This is a genomic window from Shinella sp. R2-11, assembly GCF_055330205.1.
Window position 1 is genome coordinate 23,176 of record NZ_JBVAPC010000011.1, and the last position, 12,589, is coordinate 35,764.

10 protein-coding genes and 1 riboswitch are annotated in these 12,589 nt (G+C 66.0%); of the genes, 6 read left to right on the plus strand and 4 right to left on the minus strand.

The window, feature by feature from the left end:
* Positions 1–66 precede the first annotated feature (66 nt).
* A complete protein-coding gene (locus tag ACZ1A1_RS22480; protein WP_463621734.1) occupies positions 67–852 on the plus strand; it encodes a MipA/OmpV family protein in 786 nt (261 codons plus the stop codon).
* A 59-nt stretch (positions 853–911) separates the two neighbouring features.
* On the plus strand, positions 912–1,865 hold the full coding sequence (gene ubiA / locus ACZ1A1_RS22485) for a 4-hydroxybenzoate octaprenyltransferase (protein WP_463621669.1): 954 nt from the start codon (positions 912–914) through the stop codon (positions 1,863–1,865).
* Between the two features lie 67 nt (positions 1,866–1,932).
* Here the strand turns inward: ubiA and ACZ1A1_RS22490 are convergent, their stop codons facing one another.
* Entirely contained in the window at positions 1,933–2,496 is a 564-nt protein-coding gene (locus ACZ1A1_RS22490; protein WP_463621670.1) for a DUF6101 family protein, read from the minus strand.
* A 294-nt stretch (positions 2,497–2,790) separates the two neighbouring features.
* On the opposite strand from ACZ1A1_RS22490, the gene ACZ1A1_RS22495 reads away from it, so the two are divergent.
* The gene (locus tag ACZ1A1_RS22495) at positions 2,791–5,115 is read left to right on the plus strand and encodes a DUF1217 domain-containing protein (protein ID WP_463621671.1); all 2,325 of its coding nucleotides are present in this window, start codon (positions 2,791–2,793) and stop codon (positions 5,113–5,115) included.
* Here the strand turns inward: ACZ1A1_RS22495 and ACZ1A1_RS22500 are convergent, their stop codons facing one another.
* A complete protein-coding gene (locus ACZ1A1_RS22500; RefSeq protein ID WP_463621672.1) occupies positions 5,116–6,546 on the minus strand; it encodes an FAD-binding oxidoreductase in 1,431 nt (476 codons plus the stop codon).
* Between the two features lie 9 nt (positions 6,547–6,555).
* Complete coding sequence (locus ACZ1A1_RS22505) at positions 6,556–7,530, minus strand: L-threonylcarbamoyladenylate synthase (protein WP_463621674.1); 975 nt, start codon at positions 7,528–7,530, stop codon at positions 6,556–6,558.
* 156 nt (positions 7,531–7,686) lie between these two features.
* Here ACZ1A1_RS22505 and ACZ1A1_RS22510 point away from each other — a divergent pair, with 156 nt between their 5' ends.
* The gene (locus tag ACZ1A1_RS22510) at positions 7,687–8,751 is read left to right on the plus strand and encodes a diguanylate cyclase domain-containing protein (RefSeq protein WP_463621675.1); all 1,065 of its coding nucleotides are present in this window, start codon (positions 7,687–7,689) and stop codon (positions 8,749–8,751) included.
* Between the two features lie 5 nt (positions 8,752–8,756).
* Here ACZ1A1_RS22510 and ACZ1A1_RS22515 read toward each other — a convergent pair whose 3' ends face one another.
* A complete protein-coding gene (locus ACZ1A1_RS22515) occupies positions 8,757–9,362 on the minus strand; it encodes a DUF6656 family protein (RefSeq protein ID WP_313193215.1) in 606 nt (201 codons plus the stop codon).
* Positions 9,363–9,658: 296 nt separating this feature from the next.
* Positions 9,659–9,852: riboswitch (cobalamin riboswitch) on the plus strand.
* A 102-nt stretch (positions 9,853–9,954) separates the two neighbouring features.
* Between ACZ1A1_RS22515 and ACZ1A1_RS22520 the strand changes: the two genes are divergently transcribed.
* Entirely contained in the window at positions 9,955–11,199 is a 1,245-nt protein-coding gene (locus ACZ1A1_RS22520) for an aromatic ring-hydroxylating oxygenase subunit alpha (RefSeq protein WP_463621676.1), read from the plus strand.
* Position 11,200: 1 nt separating this feature from the next.
* Positions 11,201–12,301: an FAD-binding oxidoreductase gene (locus ACZ1A1_RS22525; protein WP_313193213.1), complete on the plus strand. Its 1,101-nt coding sequence runs from the start codon at positions 11,201–11,203 to the stop codon at positions 12,299–12,301.
* Positions 12,302–12,589: the final 288 nt, after the last annotated feature.

Sequence of the window (12,589 nt, forward strand, 5' to 3'; positions counted from 1 at the left end):
GGCGCCCCGCGGCGGGTGCGCCGGCAAAGCGAGGATTGTGTCTTGAGTATCCGTTTCCCGGCCGCAATGACTGCGGCCGCCCTTCTTCTTGCGCCTATTTCCGCCCTTGCAGGCGATGGCGAGCACTTCTGGTCCGGCGACTGGTATCTGAAGGTGGGGGCCGCCGGCTTCGCCGCGCCGCGCTATGAGGGCGCCAAGGGCCATCTGTTCCAGGTCACGCCGCTGATCTCGCTCGGCAAGGCCGGCAGCACGGTGCGCTTCTCCTCGCGTAACGACAATCCCTCCTTCGCGCTGATCGACAACGGCGCTTTCCGCGCAGGGGCGACCGGCAAGCTGGTCATGCCGCGCGACGAGGATGACAGCGCCGACCTCAGGGGCCTGACGCCGGTGAAGCTGGGCGGCGAACTCGGTGCGTTCGCGGAAGTTTACCCGACGGACTGGCTGCGCGTGCGCGGCGAGGTGCGCCACGGCATCCGCAGCCACCACGGCGTCGTGGCGGATGTGGCGGCCGACGCCTTCGTCGATATCACGCCGGACGTGCGCCTGTCCGCCGGTCCGCGCCTTACCGTCGCGTCGAACGACTATATGGACGCCTATTACCGGGTGAAGCCGGGCCAGGTCGCGGCCTCCGGCCTTGCCGCCTACGATCCGGGCGGCGGCATCCAGTCGGTCGGCGCGGGCGCGGCGATCACCTGGCAGGTCAACGAGAAGATCGAGACCAGCGCCTTCGCCGAGTACAAGCGCCTCATGGGCCCGGCGGCGGATTCGAGCCTCGTCAGGCAGCGCGGCGAGCGCGATCAATTCCTGATCGGCGTTGCGGCCACCTACCGCTTCGATTTCACGCTGCGCTGAATCCCATCCGCGGCCGCGTGCCGGCTTGACCGGGGCGCGGCCGCTTGCGATCTAGGTGCATGATCAGCACCTCCTCCGATTCCGGCCGCGTTTCCGACGCGCCTTCCGACAACTGGGTCTATCGCGTCCTGCCGCGCGGGGCCTGGCCCTATGCGCAGCTTGCCCGCTGGGACCGGCCGATCGGCTGGCAGCTCCTGATGTGGCCCTGCTTCTGGTCGGCGGCGCTGGCGGCCAATGTCGCGGCGGCGGCCGGCAGCTTCGACTGGCTGCGGTTCCTCGCGCATCTCTTCCTGTTCTTCATCGGCTCGGTCGCCATGCGCGGTGCAGGCTGCACCTATAACGACCTCGTCGATCACGATATCGACCAGGCGGTGGCGCGCACCCGCTCGCGCCCGCTGCCGTCCGGCCGCGTCACGCGCCGCCAGGCGAAGGTCTTCATCGTGCTGCAGGCGCTCGTCGGCCTTGTCGTCCTCCTGCAGTTCAATCTCTTCTCCATCGGGCTCGGCGTCGCCTCGCTGCTGATCGTCGCGGTCTATCCCTTCGCCAAGCGCTTCACCGACTGGCCGCAATTCTTCCTCGGCATGGCCTTTTCCTGGGGCGCGCTGATGGGCTGGGCGGCGGTCTTCGGCACGCTGTCGCTCGCGCCCGTCGCGCTCTACATCGCCGCGATCGCCTGGACCATCGGCTACGACACGATCTACGCCCACCAGGACAAGGAGGACGACGCGCTGATCGGCGTCCGCTCCACCGCCCGCCTCTTCGGTGACAAGACCCGGCAATGGCTCATCGGCCTCTACGGCCTGACGGTGGCGCTCATCGCGCTGTCCTTCTGGCTGGCCGGCGTCGGCGTCATCGGCTGGCTCGGCCTTGCAGCCGCCGCTTTGATGCTCGTTTGGCAGATCAGGTCGCTCGATATCGACGATCCGGTGCAATGCCTCGCGCTGTTCAAGTTCAACCACGTCGTCGGCTTTGCCATCTTCCTCGCGCTGGCGGTCGCCATTCCCTTCGCCTGAGCCGGACGCGAAAAAGCCGGCCGCAGGGAACGGCCGGCTTTCCGGAGGTCAAATCGTCATCGCAGGCTCAACGGCGGGCGATGATCTCCCGGCCGTCGATCTTCATCTGGACGCCGAGCTTGCCGGTCGTGCGGCGCACGAGGAAGCGGGGGCGGCGATCCGCGAAGTAGGAATGGCGGCGGCGCGGTCTTGCGGGGCGGCTGCCGACCGTCAGGTTGTCGTCGAGCGGGCGGGCGATGCCGTCGGCTTCCACCATCAGCATGGGAATGCGGTAGGCCTCGGCCCAGCTGCGCCAGTCGGCGGCGATGTCGCAGAGGTCGTGCGCCACCAGAAGCGGGATGCAGAGATCCGGGTCGTCGTGGTGCAGTTCGAGCGTGACGGTCACGTCGCCGTTGCCATGGTCGATGGCGCGGGCGGCAACGCCCTTGAAGGCGCGGGCCGGCAGTGCGATGGACAGCGGCAGGCCGCTGGCGGGAAGCACCTTGCGCAGCACGGCGCCGCGCTCGTCGAGGGTGATCGTGGCGTCGGTTCCCTCGGTGCGCAGCTCGAAGGTCACCTGCTGCGGGAAGCGCTTGGGATCGAGCCGGAGCGTGCTGCCGGCCCAGGCCGGCTTGGAAACGGTATTCAGCATGTCTTTCGCCCTTGTTTTCCTTGAGAGCCGGTGTCCGGTCTTCTCATCGGGACTTTGCGTCCTCTGAGGGGGAGAATAGGCGCGCCCCCTTCCATGCCGCTTAAAAATCGCGGTTAAGAAAACTTTGCAGTTCCTGATGGTTAGCAAAACCGCACGGGTCAGGGTTTAGGAGAGGTGAACGCGGGCGGGCGCATTCGAGCCATGGCCCGACAGGCCGGGACAAGCCTCGCGGGCGACAATGGCGCCGATCGGCCCCTGCGCGCGCGGCCGGTGACTGGAAGGAACGGTTTCCCGATGCTGTCGACCTATACGAGCTACAACCTCATCGCGAATGACATGCTGAAGTCGCTGAACCGCACCGCGGCGGAGGCGACCAATGCGCGCGATGCCGATTACTACAGGGAGAATATCGGCAAGGTTTCCTCGGTCGACGAATTCCTCGACGACTACCGGCTCTATTCCTATGCCATGAAGGCCTATGGCCTGGAGGAGATGACCTATGCGAAGGCCTTCATGCGCCAGGTGCTGGACAGCGACCTGACGGATGCCAACAGCTTCGCCAACAAGCTGACGGACACGCGCTACCGCGATTTCGCCAGCGCCTTCAGCTTCACGCCCTCGACCGCGACGGCGCAGACCGAAACGCAGCTCGATTCCATCATCGGCCTCTATTCCGCCACCGCCGCCAATGCCGGCGCGGCGATCAAGGAGGAGACGCGCTACTACAATATCGTCATCGACACGGTGACGAGCGCCGACCAGCTCATCAACAACGACCGCCTGCGCAACTACATGTTCACCGCCTTCGGCATCGATCCGAACATCTATTCGCGGGAGGTGGTGCGCGGGGTCCTCAGCAGCGATCCCGACGATCCGGCCAGCTACTTCAGCACCGAGTTCGGCGCCCGCGAGACGGATGCCGTGGCGGCGATCCAGGCTGCGAACAGCGAGCTGGCGACCCTTCCCTCCAACGACGCCAACAAGGCGCGGATCGCCGAGCTCAAGGCGGAAATCAGCCGGCAGAGCGCCGTCATCGTCACCGCCGAGAAATATCGCGCGCTGGCGGAAGCCTACAATTTCGCCAGCGACGGGACGGCGACGGCCGGCACCGTGCAGGACGCGGACCAGAAGGCGGCCACGAACCAGCTCTACACACTCTCCAATCCGCGCGTGACCTCCGAGGCGGCGCTGATCAACAAGGACTATTTCGAAAGCCGCATCGGCAGCGTGACGACGGCGAGCGAGCTCGTCAGCGACCCACGCCTCCTGAACTACATCAAGGTCGCCTTCGACCTCAACAAGGCGTCCGTCGTCAGCTCCACGATCGCCAATATCCTGACCAGCGATCCCGACCCGGACAACGCGACCAGCTACATCAACCTGTTCGGCGGCGCCGACAAGGCGAAATACGTCGCGCTGCGCGCCGCCTTCAACTTCCAGGAGGACGGCACGCTCGCCGCCGGCGACACCGCGCAGACGGCAGCGCAGACCGCCACCGCCACGAACGCCTACATGATCCATTACAACGACAAGGACGACGAGGCCGACGCGACCGCCATCAAGCAGTTCAAGAGCCAGATCGGCGCGGTGAAGACCGTGCAGGACTTCGTCGGCGAAGCCTCCATCTATAACTTTGCGTTGAAGGCCTTCGGCATCGATCCGGCGAAGGTTTCCGCCTTCACCATCAAGAAGGTGATGCAAAGCGACCTCAACGATCCCAAGAGCTACGTGTACCAGCTCAAGGACGATCGTTTCGTCCAGCTTGCCAAGGCGTTCAATTTCGGTTCGGACGGCAATATCGCCGCACCGAAGCTGGCACAGTCGGAAGCCGAGATCCTCGTCATGTCCCGCGCCTATGTGACGGTGAAATCCCGTTTCGGAACGGACGATGACAAGAAGAAGGCGGAGGAGGAGGCCAAATATTACTCCACGCAGATGCAGAAGGTGGAGTCCGTCGAGGATTTCCTTGCCGACGACCGCCTCGTCTCCTTCGTGCTGACGGCGAACGGCATCGACCCGGAAAGCGTCGACGCCGCCTTCATGCAGAAGATCTTCACCTCCGACCTCGACGACCCCAAGAGCTTCGCGAACCAGCAGGCGGACCGCGCCTATCGCAAGATCGTCGCCTCGTTCAACTTCAATTCCGAGGGCAAGGTCGTGCAGCCGGACGACGCGGAGATCCAGTCGCGCCGCGGCATCTACGAGACGATCGACAGCCATGTGCAGCAGATGCTGGAGGAAGAGGCCGGCGACGACAATGCGGGCGTGCGCCTCGCGCTCTATTTCCAGCGCAAGGCCGAGACGATCACCAGCCCCTACGACATCCTCGCCGACGACGCGCTGTTCGAGGTCTTCAAGGTGATCTACCAACTGCCCGACGAGATCGGCAGCGCCGATATCGATGCGCAGGCGGAGATGATCAAGCGCCATCTGGAGCTCAAGGACCTGCAGGATCCCGCAACGGTCTCCAAGATGATCGTCAAGTTCTCCGTCCTCTACGACCTTGACAACCAGACGAATACCGATCCCGCCCTTTCGGTGCTGACCAGCTCCGGTTCCTCCGGCATCAGCGCCGATCTCATGATGTCGCTGGCGCAGCTGCGCACGGGCGGCGCCTGATCAGCCGGCCACGACCTTGCCGGGATTCATGATGCCGGCGGGGTCGAAGGCGTGCTTGAGCCTTCGCATCAGGTCCATCTCGATCGGTTCGCGCACGGCGGCAAGCTCGTCGCGCTTCAACTGGCCGATGCCGTGCTCGGCGGAAATCGAGCCGTGATATTTCAGCACGATGCCGTGGACGAGATGATTGATCTCGCGCCAGCGGTCGAGGAAGGCCTCTCTGTCGGCGTCGACGGGCTGGGAGATGTTGTAGTGGATGTTGCCGTCGCCCATGTGGCCGAAGGAGCAGATGCGCGCGCCGGGGATCGCCGCCATCACCGCCGCATCCGCCTCCGCCATGAAATCCGGGATGGAGGAGACCGGCACGGAAACGTCGTGCTTGATCGAGCCGCCCTCGGGCTTCTGCGCCGGCGACATGCTCTCGCGCATGTGCCACAGGGCCTTGCGCTGTTCCCCGCTTGAAGCGATCACGGCATTCTCCACCAGCCCCGCCTCGATGCCTTCGGCCAGCAGCGCCTCCATCATGCGCGTCGCCGTTTCGGCGGCGTCGGAGGTCGAGATGTCGATCAGAACGTACCAGTCGTGCCGCGTTGCGAGCGGATCGCGCACGCCTTGAATGTGCCGCGTGGTGAAATCGACGCCGAGGCGCGGCATCAGCTCGAAGCCGGTGAGCGCCGTGCCGCAGCGGCTGGAAGCACGTTCGAAAAGGGCGAGCGCGTCCTTCACCGACCTCAGGCCGGCAAAGGCGACCTCGTGGCCGAGCGGGCGGGGGAAGAGCCTCAGCACCGCGCCGGTGATGACGCCGAGCGTGCCTTCCGCGCCGATGAAGAGGTCGCGCAGGTCGTAGCCGGTATTGTCCTTCTTCAGCCGGCGAAGGCCGTTCCAGACCTCGCCGGTCGGCAGCACGACCTCCAGGCCGAGGCAGAGATTACGCATGTTGCCATAGGCGAGCACGGCGGTGCCGCCGGCATTGGTGGAGAGGTTGCCGCCGATCTGGCAGGAGCCCTCCGAGCCGAGCGACAGCGGGAAGAGCCGGTCGACCGCCTCGGCCGCCTTGTGGATCTCCGCCAGCACGCAGCCGCCGTCCGCGACGATCACGTTGCCGACCGGATCGACGTCGCGGATGCGGTTGAGGCGGGAGAGGGAAAGCACGACATCCGCCGCGCCCTCACGGGGCACGCTGCCGCCGACATGGCCGGTATTGCCGCCCTGCGGCACGATGGCGGTGCGCGTTTCCGTGGCGAGCGCCAGGATCGCCGAGACTTCCCGCACCGAGCCCGGCCGCAGCACCAGCGGCGACGTGCCGTGATAGAGCCCGCGGCTTTCGACGAGATAGGGGGCGATGTCCCTGTCGTCGGAGAGCGCATAGCCGGGGCCGGTGATGTCCGCGAAGCGGGCGATGAGATCGGGGGAGAGCTTTGCCTGGACCATCTGTTCCTCTCAGCTTCTCGGGGCGGCCGCGCGCTGAAGGCGGTCGTTGATCGCTTCGCCGAGGCCGGTCGCCGGGATCGGCGAGAAGGCGATGGAGCGCGCGCCCACGGCATCGGCCTTCTTCATGTAGCCGAAGAGGTTGGCGGCGGCTTCGGCAAGGTCGCCTGCGGGGCTGAGGTCGAGCACCAGCGCGGCTTCGGCCTCGCCCGCAAGCGCCTTGCCGCCGAAACGGATGAGCACCTCGCCGGGTTTCACATCGCTCGCATCGAGCCGCACCGGCGCATCGGGCGCATAATGCGAGGCGAGCATGCCGGGGGCCACGATCGTCGCGCCGGCCGTGTCGTTGCGGGTGACGGGGCGGCCGATGACGCGCTCGATCTCGGCGGCGTCGAGCCCGCCGGGCCGCAGCAGCCGGATCGTCTCGCCCTCGACCTTGAGGATGGTGGATTCGAGGCCGACTTTCGCCGCGCCGCCGTCGAGTACCAGTTCCAGCCGTTCGCCGAAATCGTCGGCGACGTGGCGGGCGGTGGTCGGGCTGATGCGACCGGAGGTGTTGGCGCTCGGGGCGGCGAGCGGCCGGCCGAAGGCGGCGAGCAGGCGGCTGGCAATGCCGGTCGGCACGCGGATGCCGACCGTGTCGAGCCCGGCGCGGGCCAGCGGATGGATGGGGCTTTCGGGCCGGATGGGCACGACCAGCGTCAGCGGGCCGGGCCAGAAGGCTTCGGCGAGGCGGCGCGACAGCGGGTCGAAGACCGCGTGCCGCTCCGCCATGGCAAGATCGGCCATGTGGCAGATCAGCGGGTTGAAGCGCGGGCGGCCCTTCATTTCATAGATGCGGGTGATCGCCTGCGGATTGGTGGCGTCGGCGGCAAGGCCGTAGACGGTTTCCGTCGGAATGGCGACGGGAACACCCCGCCCGAGGGTTTCCACGGCGCGCGCCAGCGCCGTCTCCGCATCCGTTCGCGTGTCAACGATGTCCGCCATCTCGTCCTTCCGTCGCTTTCGGCTTCCTTTACAGGGCTTTGGCCGGGAATGCCAAGGCCGAAGCGCTTGCCTAAAATTCGAGCGACCGGATTAGAGCGGTCGAAAGAGGCGCCTGTTATGGAAGGATGACAATTCCCGCAGGCAGGTTCCCGTCCCATGGCTCAGAAGAAATCCTCGACGACCGATATCACGCTCAGGATCGCAGCGGCGATGAAGCAGATGGGCATCGACGGCCTGCCGCGCAACTACGAGCTGGTCTATGAGGCCTATGCCGGCAGCAACCCGGATCTCGTGCGCGATTTCATCGCGCTCGGCAAGTACAAGACCCAGGCGGCGCTCGACGAGCTCGGCCGCAAGTACCTGCCGCACCAGCACGAGGCGAGCGTGCTGCAGCGCTCGGCGGGCGCCATCAGCAACGAGATGAGCAACTTCATGGACCTGCTCAGCCAAGAACGGTCCTCGCTCAACGACTATGGCCGCCTGATCGGCGAGGCCTCGCAGGTCATCCGCAATGCCGGCGGCCTTGGCGAGGGCGCGCTCGGCAGCTCGCTCGAAGCCCTCCAGCGGGCGACGGAGCTGCGCGTCAGCCATACGGCGGAAATGGCGGAGAAGGTCGCCGCGCAATCGGCGGCGATGGACAGCATCCAGAAGGAGATGGCGGAATTCGAGGCGATGAAGTTCGTCGATCCGCCGACGAAGCTCGGCAACCGCCGCGCCTTCAACAAGGCGCTCGCCCGCGTCTATGCCAATCCGGAGCTGCCCATGCTCTGCGGCGTGGCGATCGCCGAGGTCGATGCCGAGCGCCGCTTCACGCCCGGCCAGATAGAGGCGCTCTCGGACCATCTCGTGACCTTCTACGGCGGGCTCATCCGTCAGGCCTTCCCGGCAAGCGACCTTGCCGTGCGCTTCGACGGCCTGCGCTTCGGCTTCCTCTTCCAGACGGCGGACGAGGGGGAGGCGACGCGGCTCGTCGATCTCCTGCGCGCGGCCTTCCAGACCGTGGCGCTGCGCGACCCGCGCACCGGGCGCAATCTCGGCAACCTCACGCTGTCGACGGGCCTTTGCATGTCGGACCGGGCGGAAAGCGCGCTCGACCTGACATCCGCCTGCGAGCGGGCGCTTGCCGAGGCGAAGGCGGCGGGCGGCGACCAGACGGTCGTCTACGGCCGCGGCGACGAGGTGCCGGCCGGCAAGGAATGGATGCTCTACCGGGCGTCGTGAACAGGCTATAGGGCTTGGATGACCTTGCGCAGCGCCTCGTCGTTCGCGCCGAGCATCAGCACGTTCTTCATCGCCAGCTTCGGATCGTCCGTGCGGAAGATCACGCCGTTGCCGCGCACCGTGCGGTCGATCCTGAGGCGGCCTTCCTCCTCGGCCGGCGCGATGGCGACGGCGAAATACATGCGTCCGGGCTTGCGCGAGATGCCGGCGAAGAACTGTTCCTCGTCGCCGATCTCGGCCAGGAAATTGGCCATGTAGAAGGCCCATTGCACATTTTCGAATTCCGCGAAGCGGCTGTTGGCGACGGTGATATGGCAATAGCCGAGATGCGGCGTCTCGGCGAGCGTGCGGTGGAAGACCAGCTTGGGAAAGCGGATCGATCGGTGGAAGCCGTTGATGCGCTCATGGGTGATGTCGCCGGCGCGTTCCAGCTTGCGGCCGGTGCGCTCGGCCACTTCCTCATAGCTGAGATAGCGCTTCTCGCTCGGGCTCCAGGCGATGCTCCGGTCGATGCGGCCGGTGCGCAGGAACTCCGTATGCACGGCGGATCGGGGCGGATTGGCCCGCTTGAAGGCGACGGCGTCGTAGTACCGGAATTTCGTCTGCTGCACGCCTCGGGTACTCCATCCACGCGTCCTGTCCGGCAAAAGTTTATGGAAACGTCGTTAAGTATTTCTTTCATTCCGCGACGTCGCAAACCCGTAAGGAATATGGTCGCAATATGACAAGGGCCGCCGCTGCGGCGCCGATGGGCCGAAAGCGCGGGAAACGCCCGCGGATTTGAAGCCTATCCATATGAGATATCAGGTAAAACAGAGGCCGCGGGTGCCGACCTCCCTGGCTGTGACCTGTCGTCAAATCAAGAGGCCGTGTCGTTTTCCGGCATGCCGTGCGGGCGCTCTTGCGCTTAGATAGGTTCACTCAAGGCGTCACCCTCGGCAGAGGGCGCGAAAATTGGGAAGCCGGTTGAAATCCGGCGCTGCCCCCGCAACGGTGTTGGAGGCGCGGAAAGCCCGACGGAGGAAGGATCCGGAAGGCGCCGCGACAGTCCCAGGAGGGACGCTCCTCAGCCCGGAAACCAGCCTGGAGGAACGATCGTGACGGCTGCGGCGGGCGGCCGGGAAGCGTGCAGTTCCGGGCTTGGTCCCGGGGGCCGTCTCCTTCCGTACGCCTCGGCGAATTTGGATATCTGAGGATCCCGGCATGGACATTCGCAGCGACGTGCTCCGCAAGCTCAAGAACCGGCGCGAAGGCTACAGCCTCGAGCAGGCCTTCTACACCGACCCCGATTACTACAAGCTCGACCTGGAGACGATCTGGTACCGCGACTGGCTGTTCGTCGGCCACGATTGCGAGATCCCGAAGGCCGGCAACTATTTCACCGTGCAGATCGGCGACTATCCCGTCGTCATCACCCGGGACCGCTCGGGCACCGTGCGCGCGCTGCACAATTCCTGCCGCCACCGCGGCTCGCGCGTCTGCACGCAGCACAGGGGCAGCGCCGCCAAGCTCGTCTGTCCCTATCACCAGTGGACCTACGAACTCGACGGTTCCCTGCTCTTCGCCCGCCATATGGACGAGACCTTCGACAAGAGCGAGCATGGCCTGAAGCCGGTCCATTGCCAGACGGTCGGCGGCTACATCTTCATCTGTCTCGCCGAGGACGCGCCGGACTTCGCACCCTTCGTTTCGCTCGTCGAGCCCTACATCGCCCGCCATCGCCTCGGCGAGACCAAGGTCGCCTTCGAAAGCACCATCGTCGAGAAGGGCAACTGGAAGCTCGTCTGGGAAAACAACCGCGAGTGCTACCATTGCGCGGCGAACCATCCCGAGCTCTGCCGCACCTATCCGGAAGCGCCGAGCGCGACCGGCGTGCAGGGTGCGCAGGACGATCCGGAAATCTCCGGCCACTGGGCCAAGTGCGAGGCCGCCGGCCTGCCGAGCCAGTTCCGCATGTCGCCGACCGGCCAGTTCCGCGCCGCACGCATGCCGCTGATCCAGGACGCCGAGAGCTACACCATGTCCGGCGCCCGCGCCGTGCAGCGCCCGCTCTCCAACGACGTGCTGGAAAACCATATCGGCGCGTTGCTGCTCTTCCACTACCCCACGACGTGGAACCACGTTCTGGCCGACCATGCCATCACCTTCCGCGTGCTGCCGCTCGGCCCCGAGCTGACCCAGGTCACGACCAAGTGGCTTGTCAACAAGGATGCGGTGGAGGGCGTCGACTACCGTCTCGACGAGCTCACCCATGTCTGGACCGAGACTAATGACCAGGACCGCCGGATCGTCGAGGAAAACGCCTTCGGCATCCGCTCCCCGGCCTACGAGCCCGGCCCGTACTCGCCCGTCGACGAAGGCGGCGTCATGCAGTTCGTCGAATGGTATTCGAACTTCATGGTCGACCGGCTCGACGGCTCCAAGCAGACGCTCTCGCGGGTAGCATGACATGAGTGCCAGCCACTTCCGCCACTTCGACGAACTCCATCCGTGGAACGACCGGCAGAACCTGCTGGAATGCATCGCCGCCACGGTGGAGACGGCGGACGTGATGACGTTCACCTTCCGCTCCGATCGCGACAACTGGTTCCGGTACCTGCCGGGCCAGTTCGTCACGCTCGAATTGCCGGTTTCGGAAGACGAGCCGGTGATGCGGACCTACACGCTGTCCTCGACGCCCTCTCGCCCCTATGCCGTCTCCGTGACGGTGAAGGCGCAGAAGAACTCGATCGGCACGCGCTGGATGTTCGAGAACCTGCGCCCCGGCGTGAAGCTGAAGGCCTTCGGGCCGCTCGGCGACTTCTCCTTCGTGCGCCATCCGGGCGAGAAATACCTCTTCATCTCCGCCGGTTCCGGCATCACGCCGATGATGTCGATGACGCGCTGGATGGCCGATTGCGCGCCGCAATCCGACGTGGCCTTCGTCACCTGCGCGCGCCAGCCGGAGGACCTGCTCTTCAAGGCGGAGCTGGAATGCATCGCCGCGCACATGCCGCAGCTTTCGCTCGGCTTCGTCGTCGAGGGGCACAACCCGCGCGACGGCTGGCATGGGCTGCGCGGCCGCATCGACGCGGCGCGGCTGACGCTGATGGCGCCCGATTTCCGCGAGCGCACCATCTTCTGCTGCGGGCCGGAGCCCTTCATGCGCGGCGTGCGCGACATGCTGAAGGTCTGCGGCTTCGACATGGAGCGCTACCACGAGGAGAGCTTCCAGCCGGCCGCCGCGCCCGCCCCGGAAGAGATCGCCATCCGTGCCGGCGCGGGCGAGGCGGAGGTGGATGCCGATGCAGTCGCCACCGTCACCTTCACCATGGCCGGCAAGGAAGCCAAGTGCCCGCCCGGCCAGACGATCCTGCAGACGGCCCGCGCGGCGGGCGTGCGCATCGGCGCGGCCTGCGAGGGCGGCCTGTGCGGCACCTGCCGCGTCATGAAGGTCTCGGGCGAAGTCGACATGCGCCACAATGGTGGCATTCTCGATGACGAGATCGAGGAAGGCTATATCCTCGCCTGCTGCTCGCGGCCTATCGGGGATGTCTCCATCGAGGCGTGAGCCCCCCTCCGCCTGCCGGCACCTCCCCACAAGGGGGGAGAAAGAGGAGGCTTGCCCACCATTCCAAATCGACCGCAGAGGGCGCGGCGCATTAAGTCCCTCCCCATTGTGGGGAGGGATTTAGGGAGGGGTCTTCCCGTGTAACGCCCCTGCTGCGCGGGGCCACCCCCTCTGCCTGCCGGCATCTCCCCCACAGGGGGGAGAGAGCAGGAGGCCTGCTCACCGTTCAAAATGAAATGCCAACGGAGCGGCACGGTAAGTCCCTCCCCTTGTGGGGAGGGATTTAGG